A 22,686-nucleotide genomic window follows, 5' to 3' on the forward strand; every position below is an offset into this window, starting at 1 on the left:
AAACTTTTACAATTCGTTAGTAGATTTCATCGACGATTCTCGGACGATCAGCACAGGGTCAATGACGGTCTTAACGATTTCGGAAGTACTTACCGGACCGTTTTCAATCATATCGTTGAGCATGATAAATGACTCACGGCCCATCAGGTAAGTTTGTTGGTCAATGGTCGAAATGGAGGGAGTAGTATGTTCACTGAAAACATCATTGCAGAAACCCAGTATCCCGAAATGTTCGGGTATCTGTATTTTGTTGACTTTCAATTCTTTCAGCACGCCTAATGCGGTGAAATCTTCGGTTGCAAAAATAGCATCGGGAGGATTGGGGAGCTGTAAGAATTGCCTGGTAGCCGCTCTGCCTGACTCGATGGAAAGGTCGCCAATGTGCATCAGCGTATGATCGAGCGGGATTTTGTTAGCCTGTAAGGCGGCAACATAACCCTTGTAGCGATCATTGAATGTCTTGATAAACAATGGGCCTGAGATATGAGCAATTCGCTTGTAACCCTGGTCTATCAGGTGCTGGGTAGCCATAAAGGCACCGCGGTAAGCGTCCAATACCACCGTCGGGAACGAAAGATCGTCAGGTACACGGTCAAAAAACACGAGCGGGATATTGCGTTTTTGCACTTCCAGGAAATGGTCATAGTTCAATGTATTTCTCGACAATGAAACAATGATGCCATCTACCCGCGCACCGATAAATGTCTGAATACCTTTTACTTCCAGCTCATAGTCTTCGTCACATTCATGGATCAGCACCGAGTACCCTTGCTTGCTGGCGAGCTTGGTGATGCCGTGGATCACCGAGCCGAAGAATGCGTTTTCAGCGGTAGGAATGAGCACGCCGATGACATTCGTTTTGCCCGATCGCAGCGAAGAAGCAATGCGGTTGGGATTGTAATTCAGTTTTTTGGCGATTTCCTTTACTTTTTCCTTGGTGCTTTTACTGATCTCAGGATGGTCGCTCAGCGCCCTGGAAACGGTCGCAGCGGTCATATTCAGTTCAGTGGCAATATCGCTAAGGGTGGTACTTTTTTTCAATTTTGAATGAGTGGATGAGTGGATGAGTGGATGAGTGAATGAGTTTTTATTTCCCTAGCATGCTTTTCAGTTTTGCGAAATCAATAGCCTTGGGCAGGTCGGTGATGGCTTTGCCTAGTACCAGATTTTCGTCATTGCCTTTGATGACGACGGAGAAAAACTGTGGGGATGAACGGGGAAGTTTTTTGTTGAAGTAGGCTGGGTTAGGTTTGATCAGCGTCCGGGCGTACCGGTGATCGGGTGTCGTGAAAACCGGGAGCAGGTAGTTGGCCGGGTCCATGGCGACAATTGCAGGCTGGTTTAATTCAGCTGCCGGCTTTTCCAGTTCTTTTGCGATTTTTTCGAGCGTTGCGTTATAGTCCGCATTTCCGCGTTTCATGGCATCTTCGTGCTTTTGTTTATCCTTTTCAATCGGAAAGTCCTGGGATATCCTGGCACCATTCTCTCTTTTGAATTTCTGGACCAGCATTTTTTTCTTTTCCAAAAACTCCTTTCTGGAAACTTGCAAATAAGGAAGCTGACCGTCGTAAGTGATCAGGAAAGTGGTTTGCGGTCCTTCCATTCCCATTCCAAGGTTCACATTCCTGGTCCATTGGTACATGCCGTCCTTCAATTCCGGAAAGCCATCAATGGAGAAAAAGCCGTCGATTGAAACTTCTTCGCGTAAGTCTGGCTCGTAAATATTCACACCCATTTCATTTGCATTGACATAAAGAGTGGTGTTGGTTTCACGTGCTTTCTGCAAGCCGCCATTTTCACAAAAGTAGGGCAGCACAAACACACTGTATGCAAATGAGTTGGGGTATTTGGATGTAGGGCCATAGTTGCCATAATAAACTCCGGAGTAGCTAATATCTGCGCCCAATGGTTTATAATTTTCCTGCAACATTTTGTGAATGAGCCCGATAGTTGCCTTTTCTCTTGCGAGGTCTGCTGCCGCTGTATTGCTGGTTGAGCCGCCCGGGCCGGGTTTCCATTGACCAGGCGTGGACATTAATGTAGTCGGGTTACAGGTTTGCGCGCTCAACCTGGACAAAGGAATGACGAACGAAACAAGGGCCAGAAAGATGCGCCATTTCATATTGCTATTCATTATTGTTATGCAATGAGTTGTCCATAAAGACAGGTAAACTTAGGGCGCCGGTTTCTTTATCCAATGATTTTATTATTCAACAATCACATTAAAACCAAAAGATAATGGCTACTTCTGACAAAACGATCATCACCGTAGAAGCTACTGTAAATGCGCCTGTCGAAAAAGTATGGGAAGCCTGGTCAAGCCCGGAACATATTGTGAAATGGAACAGCGCATCGGACGACTGGCATACCACCAAAGCAGAAAATGACCTGCGAACCGGCGGTGCTTTTTCCTCGCGCATGGAAGCTAAAGACGGCAGTTTCGGTTTTGATTTCGGAGGTGTATATGATGAAGTGAAAGAGCACGAACTGATCACCTATACCCTGGGCGACGAAAGAAAGGTGGAGATCCATTTTAAGGACCTCGGCGGCAAGACATTGGTGACCGAAAGCTTCGATGCGGAAGGTACCAATCCTGTTGAAATGCAGAGAAGTGGCTGGCAAGCCATTATGGATAGTTTTAAAAAATATACTGAAAGTCTTTAATCATAACATTCACGTAAAATTCGGGGATTAAACGCTATCTACTTTTGAATGCGGGTAATCCTTCTTTCCAACCATGGCCCTTTTTAAATCAGTTGCATTTTCAATTTTATTTCTTGTCAATGGCTTGTTATTAAAATCAATGGCGCAGACGGTTACCGAACTCAAAACATTTGAGGTAGCGGAGGCCAAACAGGCTGTGGCAGTTGATGAAAAGTCATTTTATGTGATCAATAACAGTACCATTCGTCGGTATGATAAGGTAAATGGAAAACTGACGGGTGAATGGGACGGCGAAAAGGAGGGTATTAAACATTTGAACAGCGGTGTGGTGATTAAAGGCAAGTTGTACTGCGCCAACTCCAATTATCCCGATATCCCGATGACCAGCTCGGTCGAGATTTTTGATGTGCAAACAATGCAACACATTGGTACGCATAGTTTTGGCATTGCACCGCACGGTTCGCTTACCTGGATTGACCAAAAGGATGGCTACTGGTGGATTGGCTTTGCCCATTATGGCGGCAAGGAATCGAGTGAAGGCCGGGACGTGCGATGGACTTCGCTGGTGAAATACGACGCTGAATGGCGGGAGACCGAATCGTGGGTGTTTCCGGCCAATCTGGTTGCACTTTTCACTCCCAAAAGCAATTCCGGTGGAGCCTGGGGCAATGACGGGCTGCTATACTGCACCGGTCACGATCGGGAAGAGGTGTATGTGATGCGGCTACCCCGGCATGGTTACACGCTCGATCACGTACGCACACTCGCCGCGCCCATCCACGGGCAGGGCATTGCAATGGACCATTCAGTCAAAAGCCGGGTATTATTATATGGAATTAATCGGGCTGCGAACACAGTCACTTTGTCGGAGATCAGGTAATCACGGAAATTTATGAAAACAAACATTGGCATTGCAGGCATTCTCGCGCTCCTGCTCGTTTCGGTGGTGTGTCCGCACGCAATGGCGCAAAACCAATCGGGTACCAGCAAAAACAAGACCTTGATCGTATTTTTCGATGGATTACGGCCTGACTACATTACGCAGGAACAAATGCCCAATTTGTTTGCATTCAAGCAAAAGGCCTCTTTTGGAAAGCATCATCACAGCGTGTTTCCGACCGTTACCCGGGTCAATTCTGCTTCCTACGCCACGGGTTCCTACCCTGGAACGCACGGGATATTGGGCAATAGCGTCTATTTTCCGGCGGTTAATAAGGTCAAGAGCGTAGGAACTTCGTACAGCGACCTCACCAAAATCAGCCAGGCGATTTCCGGTCCGTTACTCACTGCCACTTCGCTTGGAGAAGTGCTGGATGCCGCCGGAGAAAGGATGATGGTGTTCAGCTCGGGTACGACGGGCCAGGCTTTTCTGCAAAACCACAAGGTAGGACGCGGGGCCGTGGTGAACCCGGACCTTATTTTACCCGAATCTTTCAAATCGCAGGTCCTTGCCGAAGTAGGGCCCACTCCGGCTGATGGCACTGAGGATAGTGAACGCCACAAGTGGATCACGGACGCATTGTTGCAATACGGTCTCGCTGATAACGGGCCGCTGGTCAGTGCAATATGGTTTTCTGATCCCGACGGCGCGGCGCACGAGCACGGTATCGGTTCGCCGGAAGCTGTGCGTGCGATCCGGTTTGTGGACGGGCAGTTTGGCAGAATACTGGAAGCATTAGAAGCAAAAGGGCTGCACGAAAAATATAATATTATTTTCTCGACCGATCACGGATTTGTAACCCACATTGGCAAGCAAAGTCTGACTGATTTTCTAATTCAGAATGGTTTGAAAAAAAGTAAAGAATCGGAAGATGTGGTCATTGCGGAAGGGGCTGTTTATGTAAAGGATCATGATGAAAAAGAGATCAAAAAAATAGTGGCTGCGCTTCATCAACAGGAATGGGTAGGCGCTGTTTTTACCAAAGCTAAAAATAAGGGTGAAATGAAAGGCTGGGTCGATGGTACCATTTCATTTGACGCAATTCATTACGATCATCCGCAAAGATCAGGCGATATCCTGGTGGCGATGAATTGGAATGATGACAAAAATAATAAGGGTTATGCCGGTACGGATTATTCGGGTGGTGTAGCCGGACATGGCGGTTCCAGCCCGTATGAAATTAACATTGCATTGTTGGCAAGCGGCCCTGATTTTAAGAAAACATTTACCGGAGAATTACCGACTTCCAATGTCGATATTGTGCCAACTATCCTGCACTTATACGGTATGTTGCCATCATCGGGAATGGATGGAAGGGTGATGTCCGAGTTCCTGAAAAAACCTGCCGCATCCGCTGGTAAGTTAAAAAAGGAAATGGTGACTGCTGAAATTAAATACGATTGGGGCACTTACAAGCTAATTGCTGATATGTCACTGCTGGGAAAATACCGCTACTTTAATTATAGCCGGGTACAACGCATTTTCGTCAAATAAATTTCAATATTTTGAAAATGCAATTAATTAACCGTTTGTTTATTTATAACTGTTGTATTAAATTGAAATTAAAAAAATGAACATACATTAAAGCTATTCCTGAATAAATGGTGTAGTGGAATTACTATTTTGATACTGGATCATAATGATTACTTTTACAAAAATAATCCACTTGATTTACATCAATTATCTTATGAAAGCAAAAGCGATTAAATTCTTTTCGCCAGAAGAGAATAGCACTATCACCAAGAAAGTACAGCCCAAAGTAGAACTTACCGGTTACATTTCAGGCACCGGCAAAATTGTTCTTCCTTCCAAAACACTCGAAGAATTAGGAATTGACGCAACATCAACGAGCTTCAAAATCGGTTCGCAGGAAGGGAAAAGAACATTGAAATTCCTTTACCTTATTCCTTCCTCTGATGCTAATGGCACTTTCGCGTTGGTGAAAAGCGGCCGTGGTTTCACGATTCCTCTGGAAGTGATTTTGAAAAAAGGCGGAGTGGATTTCGAGAATAACAAATTTAAATTTACGGTAACTCCTTTTAATTACGAGGAAGGTGTAGTAGGGTATGAGCTGGCACTTTCCAACTCGGAACCTAAACCAGAATACACTGGAAAGCCAAGAGGCCGTAAGAAAAAAGCAGACGTCATTGCAGAATAAAAACACAGGGAAGTCTCAGCAATGGGACTTCTTTTTTGTTGAATCATTACAATCTCTCATGCCCCCTCCATCTGCGCATTCCTGCGTGCTGTAAGAAATAGCATTCGTACCCTACACTTGCACGAAGCTGCGGCTCCCGGAGTTTCCGGTTACAGGAAAAAATAGAAATATTTTTCTGTTGATGTCCTATTTTGAAAAAACCATTTGATATAAGTGTGAAGTACGCATTACACTAATCAAATATTCACAATTTAAAACAGCAGCAAAATGGAAGAATTCATGTTAATTTTCAGACACGAAGACGGTGGTAAAATTGCCTCACCAGAGCAGATGCAGATCTGGATGAAGCAAACGATGGACTGGATCGGCGGTATCGCTGCCCAGAATAAATTCACGGTTGGAAACGGCCTGCCGTTCGATGACAGCCGCGTGGTATGGCACAATAATGTGGTGACCAACGGTCCTTTTGGCGACATTAAGGAAACGATTGGCGGCTACATTATCGTCAAAGCTGAGTCAGTCGAGGAAGCTGTGGAATTTGCGAAAGGATGTCCAGTTTTGCAGGGCGACGGCAATAGCGTAGAGGTAAGAAAAATTGCCAGGGGCGACGGAACCCATTAATTAACAGATATTTGTCTTCGCAGAATTTCTGCCATGGAGCACCAGCAATTAATACCGCATTTGTTTAGAACAGAGTACAGAAAAATAACGTCTGTACTCTGTAAACTTTTTGGTATTGAGCACATTGAAATCGCAGAAGATATTGCGAGTGAGACTTTTCTGGCAGCCGTTGAAACGTGGAGCTATAAGGGTTTACCACCCAATCCCACAGCCTGGTTATACGCCGTTGCCAAAAATAAAGCGAAGAATCATTTGACCCATCATTCTATTTTTAATGATAAGGTTGCCGGCAAGATCGCCGGAGCTGATAGCCTGGTTTCCGAGATCGAAATTGATTGGTCGGAGCATAACATCACTGATAGCCAGCTGCAAATGTTGTTCGCAATTTGCCACCCGGTTATTTCTCCTGAATCTCAAATTGGGCTTGCACTACGAATTCTTTGCGGGTTCGGGATAGATGAGATTGCGGACGCATTTTTAACCAATAAAGACCTCATTAACAAACGACTTTTCAGGGCAAAAGAAAAGCTGCGCCTTGAAAAAATACCGATCGAATTTCCGGGTGTAACCGAAATTGATAATCGGCTGCAAAACGTGGCTACTACCCTTTATTTACTTTTTAATGAAGGATATTATTCCGAAAGTAAAGACGCGCTAGTCCGCAAAGATCTGTGCCTGGAAGCAATGCGGCTTACTTATCTGCTCCTCGAAAATGAACAAACCAGCCAGCCGTCTATCCATGCATTGATGGCATTAATGTGCTTTTATTCGTCAAGATTTGACGCCAGAAAAAATGAAAATGGAGAGATGATCCTGTATCAGGATCAGGACGAAAATCTCTGGAATGACGAATTGATTTCCAGGGGAATACATTTCCTGCATAAGGCATCTACCGGCGACCGGATTTCAAAGTACCACATGGAAGCCAGCATTGCCTACTGGCATACAATTAAGGCGGATACGCCCGAAAAGTGGGAGCGTATTTTACAGCTTTTTAATCAATTACTATCCATTGAGTATGCACCGGTAGCAGCACTCAACCGCACCTATGCCTACTCCAAAGTGTATGGAAAAGCGGCAGCTATTGAAGAAGCAGAAAAGCTGAATTTGAAAGAGAATCGTTTTTATTTCGCATTACTGGGCGAACTGTATAAAGACATTGACAATTTCAAATCCAAAATGAATTTCCGCCGGGCACTGGCGCTCGCAAAAACACAAACTGACCGGCAAACCATTCAAAAGCAAATCGATAAGCTTTAAGCCGGCTCGGGATATATCACTCCCAAACGCAGGGCGCGTAATCCGCTAAGTCCCTGCAAATCTTCGAGTTCGAGGCGTTCTATTTTGGAGTCCAGTGAATTCGTTTCCTGCAAAAACCGGATAAAGGGCAGGTAATCGTCCAGGTCACGTTCGTGAAAATAAATCAGTGCAATGGTGTCGGGCTGGGTGAGGCGCTCGTCGGTGTCACGGATATGTACTTTATCAATCCGCTTTTTGATCATCTGGTACCTGATGTTGTAGGCTCCTTCGACATCGAATTTTCGCTCATCGGCACGAAAGCTGATGTCGATCATGTGATTATGCACAAAAATGAGCTGGGTAGTCTTCAACTTCTTCGGTGTTGTGTCCTGCAATTGCTGGGTAAGCCGCGCCACCGCGATCATAGAGGAAAGCTGCCAGAGCCGGAGGTTTTTCAGGTGAAAATGATTGAATGGTTTTTTCGGGCTGATCGACTGTCCGATGTAAATGTCATACTCAATGCCGTCGGTCCGGAATTTTTCAAAATAGCAGGGATAAGATTCCTGCAAGGTGTCTTTTTCGGATTCAAAATAATTGTTTACCGCCGTATTGATCATCAGCATGGTTTCTTCCAGCTCATGCCGGTGCCTGTTGACGTGGCCGCTTGCGGGATGCACGGCTTCCAGAAAACCGGCAATGACAGGCTCAGTGGCCGGATTCTCGCGGGAAAGATGTACCAGGTACTCGCGGGTATCCTCTGTCAGAAATGCGTTGAGATTGCCCTCGCCGGTGCTATTCAGTTCACCCTGCGCGAGTAGCTGCCGCCATTTACTACAATTGAACCGCAATTCCATCATGAGCGAAGAATTGTCGTGGACCTGCAATGTGGTAAGGGTGTCGTCGAGCAGGCTAATGTGGTGATCCAGGTCGGCGTGGATGGCCAGGTTCCTTTCCAGTGTGGAATTTCGGATATCAATCGCGCCATAAAGTGGGTACACATCGTCGAAATGAATGTTTTCAGTCACCTCCGGTAGGTTTTTCTTTTTCCGGTGCAACGAATGCCAGGCCGCTTCATTAAACTTCCACTGAACAGACGGCTGAATGGATGTATATTTTTCGCGGATAATGCCGCCCAGTTCCAGATTGAATTCGTCGATGTAGATTTGTAAAAGCTGCGCAATAGGAGCGAAGGCCGGGTCGAGCAGTGCCAGCGTTTTTTCGTCAAAACTTTCCCCGCGCCACGTATGCATACCCAGTACACCCACGAGCGTTTGGTCGAAAAACAGTGGGATCAGCGCCAGCGACTCAACATTGGCATCCCTGAATGGTGTCAGAAAAGCCATCGCCATCTCATCCTCCCCGTAAATGTCGGGAGAGAAAAACGAGTTGGGATTGGAAGCATAGCCTTCTGCCTGTTTGCGGAACGCTTCCGGCGAAAGCCTTTGTTCTCCCCAAATCGAAAACAATATGCCGGTACCTGCTTGCTCGTAGCCGTAAACAGCCTCATTATTGACCCGCACAAAAGGAAAAAGATCAAACTCAATGTGGCTGTTCTGAACCAGCGTCTTCAGAGAGAGCAAAACTTGCCGGTACCGCTCTGCCGAATGGCCGGGAGTGCGGTTGAGCCGTAATCGGGCGATGTTTTCAACCGCCATCTTGGCCGTCACATCCGTGACGCTCAGCACCGCGAAGCCCCGGAACTGGAACAGGTCGAGCGGCAGGACTTCTTCCAGCAGCAGGTGGCCATTGTCCTGGGTAAAATGATTGTAAAGCTCTACGAAATTTAACTCCGGGAGTTTACCTTTAACCGTAACTTCCACAAAATCAGTATTTACAGCTACTTCGTAATATCGAAGCAAACCCGATTTCTCGTGCATCCAGGAATGGACCTGTTTGATTTTGACCGGTATTTCAAAATTATAATGCCTTTGCAGGATCAGTTTGTAAACAAATTGCACCCGTTCTGTCTTGTAGTCTTCAATCGCCCTGCTGACCTCATTGTCTTCCGAATTGCTCGGTTTGGATTCCAGCAATTCGTAAAGCAAATCGGTACCGTAAAAAACCCTCGGTACAAGCGGAAAACTCAGTCCCCAGGCTTCATTCTTTTCCGATAGCAAAGCCGGCGAAAGACTGGCATATACGTATTCAAAAAAATCACCGTATTGATTTACCTCGTCCAGTGGAATGTCTCCCTGGGGCAGGTCGCGCGTCCTGAAATATTCCAGAATGCTATGGTAAAAAGATGCTTTCAGTGTTTTTTCTTCATGCAGGCGCTTTTCGAGGCATTTGATGAATGGCATCAGGGAAATGCCCGCGTCAACTGTGAGCCCCAATGCCTTGGAGCCTGTAACGTGCATTAATTCGTTTTTCATGGTGGCTATGCGCTTGAAACTCAGTGTTGCCCAAAGATAACACACGAATGCCAACCTGAAACTATTGGTACTTTACAAATGAGCATCTACTTCACTATCAGATGCCAAACTTGCGGAGGTTGTAAATAAAGCTCACCAAAAAGTAGCGTTTCAGTACCTTGCTCTGAACATCTTCCACATACGAATCCGACGTATTTCTCACGAGACTGCGATTTTGGTTCAACAAGTCAAAAACCTGCAAACGTACCTCCCCCTGCTTGCCTTTGAGCAATCGTTTGGCCAATGCGGCATTCCAGAGTGTAAACTGTTGGTTGTATCCCGCAGCGCGGCCGGTAGTGGCGGTGTAAGTGAGGTCGCTCGTGAGTACCCAGTTGAATGGAAGCTGCCAAAACAGGTCAGCAGTGGCATATTGTGACCAGTAAGCCGTGTTTTGTTGGGATGAAATGGAATACTTTGCTCGCTGGTAGCTTACTCTCCCGCTAACACCGTACTCGATCTTGTCATTGTAATTGGACTGAATGCGAAGCCCTTGTCCCAATGTCATGTTTCTAGACAAATTGTTTTGATCGTTGATCAGGCTGGTACTTTTGGTGAAATTCACATGACTGGTGAGGGTACCAGCCAATTTTAGGAAATTGATCCTGTTTCCCAAAGACAAAAAACCATTCGCTGCCAGGTAACCTTCGGTATTGATAGGCTGGGTCGTCTGTGCACCCAAATCGCTGATACGGGTCGCTGAACTGATCCGGTTGTTACTCTGGTTCAGGCTGGCAAGCATAAACAGGCTTTTCTCACCGGAGCCTTCGGAGCCATTAAAAGTAAGGGTCACATTGTTATAGTATTCGGGTTTGAGCAAAGGGTTTCCAAGCCGGACACTGAGTGGATTAGAATTATCAGCCACCGGTTGTAATTGCGTAATGGTCGGCGGCGTGACCCGGCTACGGTACTGCAGTCTCAGATTTCGATTCCCTGAAAACGTGTAGCTGAACAATGCACTCGGCAAAAACTGAGTATAAGACCTGCTCGCGCTGGTGTCCACGGAACGGTTTTCTACTTTCAGTCCCGCATTTTGCAGATCAAAACCGAGTGCATAACTGTACCGCAACCGCTTCGTCTGGAAGGTACTCCCGACCTTGTGAGTTGCAAAAATGCTCGCAAAATGATTGCTAAGTTCGATATTAGGCATATTAAACGATCCGGTTTCTTCGTCAAAATCAAAGACATTTCGCCGCTGCCGGTTCCGATTATTGCCGTAAGCATATCGGAATTCTATTTTCTTGTTGAGTGATAATGGCTCTGTATAGGACAGTGTCAACGTATTTTGCAGGTTTCCGCCATTTTGTTTGTTGCGCTGCTGCACCTTGCTCTCCACCGGATTTTGACACACTGAATCATAAAACTGCTGGGTGGACTGGTTCGTAGCCTTCACATGCTCATTCCCCAGCACCGTATTCACATTGGCAGAAAACGACCGACCTTCTTTCAGGAATTTACGCATCAGCAGGAGGTTATTCGAGCCATTGTAATTGTCGCCGTCTGAATGGTAATGTGTGTCGCCGCCGTTGAGCGGCAGCCCTGCTGCCAGGTAAGAAGAACTGTTGCCGAGGCTGTTGTATTGGGTCGATTGCAAGGAAATGTTTGGATTGATACGCAGGCTGGTCAGCGAATCGAGCTGGAAATCAAAGCGGCCATTGAAACGATGCGTGGTCACACTGTTTTTTGAGAAATTGGTCTGATCGGTTGTAAATGGCTTTTCTGGAAGAATGTTTTCCCTTTTGCTGTTCTGATCGGTGGTGGTAATGGCCTGGTTTGCAAAGTAGCTGGCCGACATTTCCGCCCTTTTGCCCCATTTCACTTTGGCACTTTCATTCCGGTAATTGATGCCGGCCGCCCGGACTTCGGTGATATTGGAAGGTGTCTGCGGGTTACCATTTCCACCACCGCCTGGCTCACCAACAAACATCGGTCCGCCGTCTTGCAATGAAAAGTTTTGCTGGTTCAGGTTATTAGCCTGCCCGATCACCGAAATCTGCTTGCCCGGGCCGCCATTGCGGTTATTGAAACGGTTTACATTCAACCTGCCCTGGTACCGAATGTCTCCCTCACCCGGACTTTTGCCGGCACCCAGTGCATTTTGACCAAAATAGCCTTTCCCCTTGTCCTTTTTAATGGTCAGGTTAATGGTGCGTTCGCGGTTACCATCGTCCACACCCGAAAACTGCGACTGATCCGAGGACTGGTCGTAAAGTTGCACTTTGTCGACAATGTCAGCTGGCAGGTTACGGGTAGCCATTTTTGGATCATTGCCAAAAAACGGTTTCCCGTCCACCATTACCTTGCTCACCGTCTGCCCGTTGGCACGAATGGTCCCGTCACGAGCGACTTCCAGGCCCGGCAACTTTCGCAGCAGTTCCTCCACCTGCGCATTAGGCTCCGTTTTGAACGACCCGGCGTTGAATTCGAGCGTATCATGCTTAATAGTAACCGGCGGACGTTCCTGTTTGACGACTACTTCATCCAACATTCCGGCTTGTTCCCTCATGAGTATCGTACCTACATGTACGGGAGCAGAGGCCTGCACGACAACCGTGCGCGACGCATTACGGTAGCCCAGAAACGTCACGAGCAATCTATACGAGCCCGGGGATACGTTTTTGACACGGAAATGCCCGTCGCCGTCAGTGATAGTGGCCGTCACATATGCTGAATCACGTTCGGTGAGCAGGGAAACGGAGGCAGTGCGTAACGGTTTCCCGGTCAGGGAATCTGTCGCAGTTCCGCTGATCTCGGTTTTGGCAGCCGGTTTTTGAGCCTTTGCGCCGATGCAGAAGCACAGGCAGAGCACTAGCAATTTCAGTACTTTCATTTCAAATGTGTTTTCAGAAAAATCTTAGTTACCTCCGCCTCCACCTATACCCATTTCTTGTTGAAAATCAGCCATTGCTTTTTCGCGGAGGTCTTTAAGCTGCTCGGGAGAGACTTTTTGAGCATCCGCGGATGGTTGCAATTCCTTCATATCCACGGCATCGGTATTGACTTTCGTCGCGCGGTACTGTTCCTTGCTTCCTTCGATCAGCAGCACCACTCCGGCTTCTGGTGTGAGATCGTAAACCGGGGAGTACGTAACGGGCAGTTCGGTTGTGTACCAAACCGTGTAGATTTCTTTGTTAAATGGTACGGTTGCTTTTTTGCATAGGTACCCGGCAATTTTTTTAGTCTGATCCGTGATTTGCCAGCCAGTAACGGGTTGGAAGGGTTTTTCTGACCTGTACATTTTGGCCTCTTTTTCTTTACCAATGGTGAGCATGGTGACGACCTTACGTGCAGCGAGGTCCACGTAGGTTTGCTCTTCAAACGGGCGGCCCATATTCTTTGTTTGTGGTGCGCCACCTCCCAAAAGCGGGTCGTGGGCCAGTGTGCGGCGTACCATGTTTTGCTCGTCACGGTTTTCTTTTGCAAAATTTCCTGCAAACAATACCTTCTGACCATAAGTACGGGTGTCAGGAATATCTGTTGGGAAATTGGCGTCGCCGGGTTTCACCACTTCCCCATTGATGATGAATTTCAAACCCCCAGGATGAATTTCCAGCTTACGCGTCACCTCATAGGTAACCTGTCCTGACGATTGTGAACGGGCGGGAAGTGCAGCCATGAAGAACATTAGCAAGCATACAATGACATACTTTTTCATAAAAACATCGTGTTTAGTTGAACGGATCAAATGTCCGGCGATGCTTTGTAAGTCACTGGTAAATAGTGTTAAATAGTGTTAACTTGGTTTTTATGAGAATGCAGAGGGCAAATTCAGGGAATCAATGCCGGGAACAAAAGCATCCGGTTGGCAAAGCTTGGTACTGTAATGCGATTGAATTAAATTTGTTTGATTGTCAGTGACCAATTGCAGATCATAGCGTATAGTAATAAACATCAATTATTTAATAAACACTATGACGCATTCCCTCACAGCTTTTGACACGGCAATCTCCACCAGAATCTCCTGGTCGGTACGGATCGCAGATTTTCTTAAAAGCTTCGCAAAATCAGTCTCGGACAAGATATCGGCACATATACTGACCGACATTAACGATCGCACTGCGTTTTTTGAATCTCAATTAAATTTAATTCCTGATATGTCAGTGAGTGATGCGGAACAGCGAATAGCGATGTTAAGGAAAATCCTGCCCTCAATGGAAAAACTCGACGCCGCAATCACAAAATTCAATCATCCCAATATTTCCCAAAGCTTCAAATTACAAAAGAAAGCTCTATTCAAACTGGAAGCCAAACTGCACCAGGTTATCAATGCAGACTCCGATATCATTGAAACACCGGAGTACTTAAAAAGTGGTATTACCGATTTGGGTCTTGAATCTCTTCCTACACAATTGTAGTCTCCAATGCCATTTAATAAGGGAGATATCATTGCTCTGGATTTTGAAATGCCAGACACGGGGAGCTTCGTGACACACTCCGGTGTAATTGTGTCGTGTATTAATGTTTATCGGCAAGATAAATGTTATGTCTGTGCGATGATGACTTCGAATAACTCGAATGACTTATTTAGTTTTCATTTGAATGATACGATGCTCGTCAAGCCAGGTAATAAGGTAAATTCACAGGTAAGGTGCCATTTGATCACATATGTGAGGGGAAATCATATTAAATCCGAAAATGGTATGCCATTTAACAAACTTAAATCATAAGCACTGGAAAGACTGCTGGCTCATATCAATGTGGCTGTGTTTGACTATTGATAGTAAGCCATTGACCATTGTTTTACATTTTTTTGGTTGAAAGAAACTTTGCTAGCAGTCTCTGTTTGAAAATCTTAGCCTGTGTTAAATAGTGTTAAACCCCCAAAAACCTGATTCCTGACTTGTAGCTTTGTCACATGAACAAAAGGATACGGTCGATTTTTTGGTTGATGACTTCGTGCATCGTTGCGATCAATGCTTTTCAGGGTTACTGGCTCTGGACGACGTATCTTTTGAACCGGCAGCAGTTTTTAATGACAGTTCAGGATGCCTGGTTTCAAACCATGGAAGGCCAGCAGGTGGCGTCAGCGAGGAAGCTTTTTGATGAGAAAGAAGACAATGACCTTGCGATGCCAGGACGAAATCCACGGCTGCTGATCCGATACAAGTCGCCCGAAATCGAGAAGAACAAATATTTTTATCATTTAGAAACGAATAGCCGCGTACCCGACAGCCCACCTGTTTCGAGGTCATCAGGCTCAAACTTACGAGGTTCCAAATTACTCGCTCCCAGCTCGCCACCCGCCGTCTTACCAGCAGACACGCTGGCGCTTCGGCTCTCGAAAAGGATCGTCGGCGGTTGGGAACAAAATCGTCAGATTGATCTCAAAAAGTTTGAAAAGATCTACCGGGCCGAGCTGAAACGTCATGGTGTGGATGTCGCATTCAGGCTGGATACACTCCTGATTACGCCGGAGGAAAAGGATGGGTATCTCGTGGTTTTTGACAGCGAGTCTTACAAAACCCCTGACGACGGCGTTTTGAGGACTATTCCATTGCCGGTCAATCCTGTGCGACATTTGTTTATGCAGGCCAGCTTTCCGAAACCGGTATCGTATTTATTGCAGAGAATGGGCTGGCTGCTGGGCAGCTCTGTACTGTTGCTGATCCTGACAACCGGCTGTTTTCTGTTGATGCTCAACACGATTTTAAGACAGAAAAAGTTATCAGAAATCAAAAACGATTTCATCAATAACATGACACATGAGCTCAAAACGCCGATTTCGACGGTTACCGCGGCCATTGAGGCATTGCTACATTTCGGTGCACTGAAAGATCCTGCCAAAACAAACGATTACCTCACGATCTCACAAAATAATATGCACCGGCTGTCGGACCTGGTGGAGAAGGTGCTGAACCTGGCTGTGGATGAGAGACAGGAACTAGAATTGCGTCCTGAACCGATCAATCTGTCGGAGCTGGTCGCAACACTTGTCGCCGATCATCGCGTCAGGGCGGTGAAGCAGGTTAATTTTAAACTGGACATTCCGGAAGCAACCACGGTTTCGGTGGATAGGGTTCATTTTAGCAATGTACTTAACAATCTGATCGACAATGCGATCAATTACTCAGCGGAGCAGGTGGTAGTGAGAATGAACTACCGCAAGGAGCCGGATGGCTGGCAATTGGCGGTAGCCGACAATGGTATCGGCATTCCAAAAGCATATCATAACGCCATTTTCGACCGGTTTTTCAGGGTACCGACCGGCGACCTGCATGTTGTGAAAGGTTTTGGGCTCGGGCTGGCCTATGTACGACAGGTTGTAGAGCGGCATGGCGGGAACATTCGCGTCACCAGCGAGCCGGGAAAAGGAAGTGAGTTTATTTTAAAATTCTGAATGATGCCGACGGTCTTACTGATAGAAGATGAACCTGCGCTCGGGATGATCGTGAGCGATAGCCTGGGTGTGCGCGGTTTCAAGGTCATTAATGCTTTGAATGGCGCTGAGGGACTTAACATGTTCCGTGAGCATCAGCCCGACATCGTGGTGGCAGATGTAATGATGCCCGAAATGGATGGATTCACCATGGCCGAACTCATCAGAAAGGAAAACCCGCACATTCCCATTATGTTCCTTACTGCCCGTTCGCAAACGGCTGATGTGGTGCGGGGCTTTGAACTGGGTGGCAATGATTATCTGAAAAAACCATTCAGTCTCGACGAACTGATCGTGCGAATCAATGCATTACTGCGCTCTAAACCAGAGGTTCAGAACGAATTGCCGACATTAGTGAACATTGGCCGGTACCGGTTTGATCCGTCCAGACAAAAACTGATGCTGGACGGACAAGAGGTGTTGCTGTCGCACCGGGAGGCGGAGTTGCTCAGGCGGCTTTACGAACAGCGCAATCAGGTACTGGGACGCAGCAGCGTGCTGACGGAACTATGGGGCGACGACTCATTTTTCAATGGGAGAAGCCTCGATGTTTTTATCACACGGCTACGCAGGTATCTCCGGGAAGATGCTAAAATTCAAATCATTAACATCCGAGGTATTGGTTACAAGCTCATTATCTGAGGTTTTGTTCAGGTCGGTTTAATGTTCTGATTGGTACAAAACAAGTTATTTGGATCGTATTTGCCTTTGATTTTCGACAACCGCTCGTAGTGATCACCATAGGTCGCTTTTACGCGTTCGGCCCCTTCTTCCATCATAAAATTAATGTAAGAACCGCCTGCGGAAAACGGGTGCAATTCCTCCCAATAGTTTCGCGCGAAATTGCTGATCGTATCCTTATTTGCCGCTTCCGGGTCCACTCCAAAAATAACCATTGCCCAGGTCGCATCCCGGTAGTTCCAGGCCGTGTCATTTTTGGGAACACGGGAGGCGGCCCCATTAACGGGGTAAAGGTGCATGCCTGAGAAAAAGTTAGGGATTTTATTAGCGTGACTAATATGAATGTCAATGACTTGCGGAGTTAGCTCTTTCACAAAATCGCCCTTCCAGTACCATTGCATGCCTGGTGTGAAAAGATCGTCAAACAGACTTTGCATCACCGGCATAGGCAGAGGCCCTACCATATCGATATCGGCTTTTTTAAATGCTCTTATCGGTTCGAAAACACTTTCGGCCTGATCCATATCACCGGTGTAACACCATACTACTCCGCACATGATTTCCAGATGGTGTTCCTCCGGAAACATCGGGGCAGGAGGGATCTGGTGAAATGCGAAGAAGCCGTTAATGTGATCAGGAGCCGTTTTGATGAAATCCTGGTACCAGTTCATCATTTCAGTTGTGTCGCGCATGTTGTAAAACATAGGTCCGCCATACACCGTCCCGATCGGATGGGCACGGAACAAGAAGGATGTGACTACACCAAAGTTACCACCACCACCGCGAATCGCCCAGAAAAGGTCGCTGTTTTCGGTCGCTGACGCGGTTACTACCCGGCCGTCTGCCAGTACCACATTTGCTTCCAGTAAATTATCGATTGTCAGGCCGCATTGGCGGGTCAGGTGTCCGAGGCCTCCGCCCAATGTAAGTCCGCCAATGCCTGTGGTTGCATTAATTCCCGAAGGTACTGCCAGTGAAAATGGGTGTGTTGCTACGTCCACGTCCCCCAATGTGCATCCGCCGCCTACCCGAACGGTACGCGCTTCGGCATTGACCTCTACTTTTTTCATGGCCGAGAAATCAATGACTAACCCTTGGTCACATACGCCGAGGCCTGCACCATTGTGCCCGCCACCGCGTACGGCCAACGGAAGACCATGTGCGGCTGCATATTTTACGGCTTTGCCGACATCTTCGTCGTCGGCACATTGAATGATCATGACCGGAAATTTGCTGATCATGCCATTGTAAACCTTTCTGGCTTGGTCATAGTCGGGGTCACCGGGGAAAATGGCACGACCGCGAAACTGGGGCAGGGACTGAACGGGAGCATTTGTTTCCATAATTGGGGGTGACGTTTAAGTGAAATGAAAGTGCATACGAAATCCATGACGCCGACGGGCGAATATTGGCAATGCTATGCTAAAAAAGGTCCGGTTTCCTGACTACAAAACTGCTGATCGTACCTGCTCTTTGCGGTAGTTGAGTGGTGAGGCTCCGAATTTCTCTTTGAATACCCTGCTGAAATGAGAGCTGTTTTCAAATCCGCATTCCATCATGATATCATTAATGGTCTTCTTGCTGGTGTTGAGCATGAGCTGTGCGTAATCCAATCGCTTGTTAATGAGCCATTTTGAGGGTGTGGTGTAGAACAGGGACTTAAATTCCCGCTTGAATGTCGCCAGGCTTCTGTTGGCGATTTTGGCATATTCCTGTAAAGAGAGATTGTACATATAGTTGCTTTCCATCACTTCAAACAGCGAAGTTTTGTGCCAGTCGGCCAGGTTATTCAGGTAAGAAACCAGTGCGTGGTTATGCTTGTTGCTCAGTATTGAATATACCAGCTCACGGAACCGTTCTTCCAGCAATTCTTCGTCTGCCGGAGGCTGCTGTGTAAACGAACACAACATGGCCTGTCTAAAATCACTGGTCATATCGTTTACGTCCAATTCAAAAATATAGTCACTGGGATGGCTAATGATGGATTTCCCTTTGTAATATTTATAATAATCCTTGATCAGAGGCCGCAGGTAAGCGTCCGGAATGTATAGGTTCATCGATTGCCAGCCCTCATCCAGGTACAGCTCCTGATTAAATGCACCTTTTTTGAAAAAATAGCATTTCCCTTCTTCCAGCAGCCAGGATTTGCCGGGACGATGCAGCAGTTTTCTCCCTTTGATCACAAACGAGAGGATATTGAGATTGGTGAAAATATCGACCCTTTTGAGCGTCTGCGGACAATCATAGTAAATAAATGTCATTCCCTTGCAAGCCAGTTGCTTGTACACTTCAGGCTGGTATTTCAGAAATTCATATCCATTGATCATCGCTGCGGTTATTAAATGGTTGCGAATCAGGAGGGGGTTGCTTAAATCAAAATTACGGTAATTTTTTATGCGATTCTTTGCTGTGAGAGTCAAAAAAATGACTGTGCGAGTCAAAAATCAAGAAAATTTCCGCTGGAATTGACTGGAAGGTTTTTTTAAAAATCTTGGCAAATAAAAAAGGTAAAGCTAGCTTTATGAATGGATTCCGATCCGTAGACTAAACCCTTACAAATGACTAGAAAAATTGAAAGATCCTTCTAACTGGAAATGGACGCGTCCGGTCGTGATACTGCTCCTGACGATTCTTTTGTACCTCTTTTTTCTTGAAAAATTTGTCAGCAGCCTGTGGAAAAGCGTCAGTATCTCTGCGGCCTGGATGCTGTTTGCATTTCTGACCTGGCAGGTGATGAGCGAATGGAACGACCGGAATAAAAGACGTTATCCGCACATTTCACAAACCACGCGTCGTTTGGCGGTGACATTTTCCGGGTATGTTGTGATAGAACTGCTGAGCCAGGGACTGTTTTTCCTGTTTGTCGACACCGCCCGCTGGGACTGGGAAGTGGTGACATTGACAGAATATCTCACTTACCTGTTCCTGTGTATGATCATGATACTGGTCGTGGGTGCATTGTATGAGCTGATATATTCGCTCAATCAGTACGGAATCACCTTACAGGAAGCAGAGGCGATCAAAAAAACGGCATTGCAAAACGAGTTTGACAGACTTAAAAATCAGGTAAACCCCCATTTTCTGTTCAATAGCCTTAATTCATTGTCCGCCCTGATCGATGAAGACCGCGTGATAGCAGGCCAGTTCCTGGACGAACTGTCCAGCGTGTACCGGTACCTGCTGCATACCAATGACAATGGGCTGGCGACATTGAAAAGTGAGCGGGACTTCATCACCTCCTACCTGTTTCTGACGCAAACAAGGTATGGGGAAGCATTTGAAGCAGATGTTTCCATCGACGAAAAGTGCCTCGCTGGCATTCTGCCTGCATTAACATTACAGGCGCTCGTCGACAATGCGATCCGGTACAATGTAGTGATGAAGCAAAAGCCGCTCCGGCTGTCCATTGTGTCGAGCGGGCAATGGCTGGAAGTGAAGAATTCGATTCAGCCGAAGCACATCACCGCCGCCAGGGAAGGCTTGGAAGCTACATTAAGGCGGTTTAGCGACCTGGGACTCGCATTGCCGCTGGTATTTGACGACGGAGAGACATTCACCGTTAAGATCCCGATCGCCATGAATTATTAAACAGGTACTATGAAATTTGTAACCTATACCAAACAGGATTTATGGATTGCGATCGGCTTTCTACCCGTCTACATTCTGCTGATGAACTACTTATTGCTTGGGCCGCCCTACTTCTCGGGGTTTGCGATATTTGCGAAAGCGACGATTATTTTGTTTATCGTCCTTGGATTAGCTTACCAGTTTCTGCATACCCGTATTGCCGACCGGTTCCGCAACCGGTACTCGAACTTCAAGCAGACCCCGCGACGGATGCTGCTCATGATTCCCGCCCATATCCTCGTGAATGTGGTGATCATTACTGCATTGTTCAGCGGCTATCAATTTCTCCAATTCCCCGGTTATACATTCAATGTGGTTTCCTACAAGTGGGCGCTGGCACTGGGCGCATCCATGAACATAGTCGTGACGTGTATCCATGAAGGTGTGTATGCGTTTGAATTGTGGCAGCAAAAGTTGCTTGAAACCGAAAAGCTGCGCAAAGCGAACCTGCAAAGCCAGTTTGAAAGCTTAAAACAGCAGATCAACCCGCATTTTTTGTTCAATTGTCTCAATTCGCTTTCGTCACTGATCGAAGAGGATCCCGAACAAGCCAATCGCTTTATTGAAGAAATGAGCAACGTGTACCGCTATCTGCTTCGCAGCAACGAGTCCGAGCTGGCGACATTGGAATCGGAACTGCGGTTTGCCAATTCCTATTTTCACCTGCTGAGCACCCGGTACGGTCCTAACCTGCAACTGGAAGAAAGCATTGACCCCGAGTATAAAGATTACATGCTTCCTCCCTTAACCTTGCAGCTTTTAATGGAAAATGTGGTGAAGCATAATGTGATCATGCCGCAGCAGCCACTTTTTATTCAGCTGAAAACAACACCCGAAGGCAAACTGGTCGTGACCAATAATTTGCAGAAAAAGACCGTAACCATACCTTCCAGCCGGATCGGGCTCGCTAACATTGCTTCCAAGTACAGCCTGCTGGGTCAGGGAGAGATCAGCATTGAGGAAGACCAAAGCTATTTTTCGGTCAAATTACCGCTGCTCACCACGGCCTGATCATTTGCCCGGCAGTTTTCGGAGAGCCTCCCGCGAGGCCGAAGATAGTTCGCCTGTATGAGCCACTTCGTCTACTGCCATCTGGATAGGGACGAATATTTCAGTGGGGATCACCGAATAGTTGTAATCTTCGCTGTTGATCTTTTTATCGGCCAGCAAACTGGTCAGTTCGTACATTCCGGCGTGATCGGAGATTAATGGCACCGGTTCGAATGTGACATTGTAGTCCGTGACATCGCGGTCCGCATTGATGCAATGATTGAAAATATGAAACACAGGCGCGCTTTGTGCAGGTACCTCCATGGAAATGCCTTGTACCAGTATACCGTTCTGCGATTCAACACTTTCAGAAATGAAAACGGTACCCGGCGGAAAAGTGACGACAATCAATCTGTCGGTGGTATTGGCGAACTGGATGCAGAAGTGAACGGCCGATCCGCTTCCGAAAACCCGCTTTTTCTTTTTAGCTTCGTCCATGCATTCCAGGTCCCAATGTGGTTTTCCGAGCACTTGGATCCCGGCCGGATAGGTAAATGTTTCACCGGAAGGACGCATTCTGGAAGTCCCAAAACCAGGGGCTGAGGACTTTATTTCGTCGGGTACGGGGGCAGAATGAATGCAGCAGGAAAGGGCGGCTGTGATGAGGATGAGATAGATGCAGGATTTCATAGCTATTTTTTCTTCAAAAGCATACATGGCGAAGTAGAGATCATTCTCATGGCTGTTTTTATTTTGATTTGATGGTTCAAAATTAGCCTGGCCGTGCCTGTCAGCCATTTGTATTTCCTTCCAAGCGTAGTTAGGATGGTATGAAATGCTAAACTGAATGTTTAAAATGATTTTTCGATGAGGTGGGGGAAAGTCCGGGTGTTAAATTTGCGCTGGGTGGCCTGTAAGTGGTCTTTGTCGCTTCATCCCGGGTAAATACCGTTTCATAGTCCCTTTTTTCAATCCGGATGAA

Annotated in this window: 19 protein-coding genes; 11 read left to right on the plus strand and 8 right to left on the minus strand. The window is 46.8% G+C overall.

The window, feature by feature from the left end; genetic code table 11:
• Positions 1-6 precede the first annotated feature (6 nt).
• Entirely contained in the window at positions 7-1,041 is a 1,035-nt protein-coding gene (locus ABIO93_RS28360) for a LacI family DNA-binding transcriptional regulator (protein WP_348073392.1), read from the minus strand.
• Positions 1,042-1,087: 46 nt separating this feature from the next.
• Positions 1,088-2,122, minus strand: coding sequence for a hypothetical protein (locus ABIO93_RS28365; protein WP_348073393.1), 1,035 nt, complete (start codon positions 2,120-2,122; stop codon positions 1,088-1,090).
• A 116-nt stretch (positions 2,123-2,238) separates the two neighbouring features.
• Between ABIO93_RS28365 and ABIO93_RS28370 the strand changes: the two genes are divergently transcribed.
• From ABIO93_RS28370 to ABIO93_RS28395, 6 genes are all read left to right on the plus strand, one after another.
• Entirely contained in the window at positions 2,239-2,664 is a 426-nt protein-coding gene (locus ABIO93_RS28370) for an SRPBCC family protein (protein WP_348073394.1), read from the plus strand.
• A gap of 73 nt (positions 2,665-2,737) precedes the next feature.
• The gene (locus ABIO93_RS28375; protein WP_348073395.1) at positions 2,738-3,544 is read left to right on the plus strand and encodes a hypothetical protein; all 807 of its coding nucleotides are present in this window, start codon (positions 2,738-2,740) and stop codon (positions 3,542-3,544) included.
• Positions 3,545-3,556: 12 nt separating this feature from the next.
• Positions 3,557-5,098 carry an alkaline phosphatase family protein gene (locus ABIO93_RS28380; RefSeq protein WP_348073396.1) on the plus strand — a complete coding sequence of 514 codons (1,542 nt, stop codon included), beginning with the start codon at positions 3,557-3,559 and terminating at the stop codon, positions 5,096-5,098.
• Positions 5,099-5,291: 193 nt separating this feature from the next.
• Entirely contained in the window at positions 5,292-5,762 is a 471-nt protein-coding gene (locus tag ABIO93_RS28385; protein WP_348073397.1) for a hypothetical protein, read from the plus strand.
• A 267-nt stretch (positions 5,763-6,029) separates the two neighbouring features.
• Complete coding sequence (locus tag ABIO93_RS28390) at positions 6,030-6,383, plus strand: YciI family protein (protein ID WP_244819938.1); 354 nt, start codon at positions 6,030-6,032, stop codon at positions 6,381-6,383.
• 33 nt (positions 6,384-6,416) lie between these two features.
• A complete protein-coding gene (locus tag ABIO93_RS28395; protein ID WP_348073398.1) occupies positions 6,417-7,643 on the plus strand; it encodes a DUF6596 domain-containing protein in 1,227 nt (408 codons plus the stop codon).
• On the opposite strand, the gene ABIO93_RS28400 is transcribed toward ABIO93_RS28395, so the two are convergent.
• The 3 genes from ABIO93_RS28400 to ABIO93_RS28410 form a co-directional block, all read right to left on the minus strand.
• On the minus strand, positions 7,640-9,994 hold the full coding sequence (locus tag ABIO93_RS28400) for a GAF domain-containing protein (protein ID WP_348073399.1): 2,355 nt from the start codon (positions 9,992-9,994) through the stop codon (positions 7,640-7,642). The genes ABIO93_RS28395 and ABIO93_RS28400 overlap by 4 nt on opposite strands.
• Before the next feature lie 97 nt (positions 9,995-10,091).
• Positions 10,092-12,860, minus strand: coding sequence for a TonB-dependent receptor (locus ABIO93_RS28405; protein WP_348073400.1), 2,769 nt, complete (start codon positions 12,858-12,860; stop codon positions 10,092-10,094).
• A gap of 24 nt (positions 12,861-12,884) precedes the next feature.
• Complete coding sequence (locus ABIO93_RS28410) at positions 12,885-13,685, minus strand: GLPGLI family protein (RefSeq protein ID WP_348073401.1); 801 nt, start codon at positions 13,683-13,685, stop codon at positions 12,885-12,887.
• Between the two features lie 256 nt (positions 13,686-13,941).
• Here ABIO93_RS28410 and ABIO93_RS28415 point away from each other — a divergent pair, with 256 nt between their 5' ends.
• The 3 genes from ABIO93_RS28415 (at position 13,942) to ABIO93_RS28425 (ending at position 17,048) form a co-directional block, all read left to right on the plus strand.
• Entirely contained in the window at positions 13,942-14,385 is a 444-nt protein-coding gene (locus ABIO93_RS28415) for a hypothetical protein (protein ID WP_348073402.1), read from the plus strand.
• Between the two features lie 533 nt (positions 14,386-14,918).
• Complete coding sequence (locus tag ABIO93_RS28420) at positions 14,919-16,367, plus strand: HAMP domain-containing sensor histidine kinase (protein WP_348073403.1); 1,449 nt, start codon at positions 14,919-14,921, stop codon at positions 16,365-16,367.
• Between the two features lie 3 nt (positions 16,368-16,370).
• The gene (locus ABIO93_RS28425) at positions 16,371-17,048 is read left to right on the plus strand and encodes a response regulator transcription factor (RefSeq protein WP_348073425.1); all 678 of its coding nucleotides are present in this window, start codon (positions 16,371-16,373) and stop codon (positions 17,046-17,048) included.
• Positions 17,049-17,056: 8 nt separating this feature from the next.
• Here ABIO93_RS28425 and ABIO93_RS28430 read toward each other — a convergent pair whose 3' ends face one another.
• Together ABIO93_RS28430 and ABIO93_RS28435 are read right to left on the minus strand one after the other, a co-directional pair.
• The gene (locus ABIO93_RS28430; RefSeq protein ID WP_348073404.1) at positions 17,057-18,430 is read right to left on the minus strand and encodes an FAD-binding oxidoreductase; all 1,374 of its coding nucleotides are present in this window, start codon (positions 18,428-18,430) and stop codon (positions 17,057-17,059) included.
• Between the two features lie 102 nt (positions 18,431-18,532).
• Positions 18,533-19,414 (minus strand): AraC family transcriptional regulator, encoded by an 882-nt coding sequence (locus ABIO93_RS28435; RefSeq protein ID WP_348073405.1) that lies wholly within the window; start codon positions 19,412-19,414, stop codon positions 18,533-18,535.
• A 244-nt stretch (positions 19,415-19,658) separates the two neighbouring features.
• Between ABIO93_RS28435 and ABIO93_RS28440 the strand changes: the two genes are divergently transcribed.
• Together ABIO93_RS28440 and ABIO93_RS28445 are read left to right on the plus strand one after the other, a co-directional pair.
• Complete coding sequence (locus ABIO93_RS28440; protein WP_348073406.1) at positions 19,659-20,675, plus strand: histidine kinase; 1,017 nt, start codon at positions 19,659-19,661, stop codon at positions 20,673-20,675.
• A 9-nt stretch (positions 20,676-20,684) separates the two neighbouring features.
• Positions 20,685-21,725, plus strand: coding sequence for a histidine kinase (locus ABIO93_RS28445; RefSeq protein WP_348073407.1), 1,041 nt, complete (start codon positions 20,685-20,687; stop codon positions 21,723-21,725).
• On the opposite strand, the gene ABIO93_RS28450 is transcribed toward ABIO93_RS28445, so the two are convergent.
• The gene (locus ABIO93_RS28450; protein ID WP_348073408.1) at positions 21,726-22,502 is read right to left on the minus strand and encodes a hypothetical protein; all 777 of its coding nucleotides are present in this window, start codon (positions 22,500-22,502) and stop codon (positions 21,726-21,728) included.
• Positions 22,503-22,686 lie beyond the last annotated feature (184 nt).

Source organism: Dyadobacter sp., from assembly GCF_039919315.1.
Classification (GTDB): Bacteria; Bacteroidota; Bacteroidia; order Cytophagales; family Spirosomataceae; genus Dyadobacter.

Bases quoted from the DNA above. Each gene is read 5' to 3' on its own strand.
- ABIO93_RS28365 (WP_348073393.1), bottom strand. From the start codon at position 2,122: ATGAAATGGCGCATCTTTCTGGCCCTTGTTTCGTTCGTCATTCCTTTG.
- ABIO93_RS28370 (WP_348073394.1), top strand. From the start codon at position 2,239: ATGGCTACTTCTGACAAAACGATCATCACCGTAGAAGCTACTGTAAAT.
- ABIO93_RS28375 (WP_348073395.1), top strand. From the start codon at position 2,738: ATGGCCCTTTTTAAATCAGTTGCATTTTCAATTTTATTTCTTGTCAAT.
- ABIO93_RS28380 (WP_348073396.1), top strand. From the start codon at position 3,557: ATGAAAACAAACATTGGCATTGCAGGCATTCTCGCGCTCCTGCTCGTT.
- ABIO93_RS28385 (WP_348073397.1), top strand. From the start codon at position 5,292: ATGAAAGCAAAAGCGATTAAATTCTTTTCGCCAGAAGAGAATAGCACT.
- ABIO93_RS28390 (WP_244819938.1), top strand. From the start codon at position 6,030: ATGGAAGAATTCATGTTAATTTTCAGACACGAAGACGGTGGTAAAATT.
- ABIO93_RS28395 (WP_348073398.1), top strand. From the start codon at position 6,417: ATGGAGCACCAGCAATTAATACCGCATTTGTTTAGAACAGAGTACAGA.
- ABIO93_RS28400 (WP_348073399.1), bottom strand. From the start codon at position 9,994: ATGAAAAACGAATTAATGCACGTTACAGGCTCCAAGGCATTGGGGCTC.
- ABIO93_RS28405 (WP_348073400.1), bottom strand. From the start codon at position 12,860: ATGAAAGTACTGAAATTGCTAGTGCTCTGCCTGTGCTTCTGCATCGGC.
- ABIO93_RS28410 (WP_348073401.1), bottom strand. From the start codon at position 13,685: ATGAAAAAGTATGTCATTGTATGCTTGCTAATGTTCTTCATGGCTGCA.
- ABIO93_RS28415 (WP_348073402.1), top strand. From the start codon at position 13,942: ATGACGCATTCCCTCACAGCTTTTGACACGGCAATCTCCACCAGAATC.
- ABIO93_RS28420 (WP_348073403.1), top strand. From the start codon at position 14,919: ATGACTTCGTGCATCGTTGCGATCAATGCTTTTCAGGGTTACTGGCTC.
- ABIO93_RS28425 (WP_348073425.1), top strand. From the start codon at position 16,371: ATGCCGACGGTCTTACTGATAGAAGATGAACCTGCGCTCGGGATGATC.
- ABIO93_RS28430 (WP_348073404.1), bottom strand. From the start codon at position 18,430: ATGGAAACAAATGCTCCCGTTCAGTCCCTGCCCCAGTTTCGCGGTCGT.
- ABIO93_RS28435 (WP_348073405.1), bottom strand. From the start codon at position 19,414: ATGATCAATGGATATGAATTTCTGAAATACCAGCCTGAAGTGTACAAG.
- ABIO93_RS28445 (WP_348073407.1), top strand. From the start codon at position 20,685: ATGAAATTTGTAACCTATACCAAACAGGATTTATGGATTGCGATCGGC.
- ABIO93_RS28450 (WP_348073408.1), bottom strand. From the start codon at position 22,502: ATGGCTGACAGGCACGGCCAGGCTAATTTTGAACCATCAAATCAAAAT.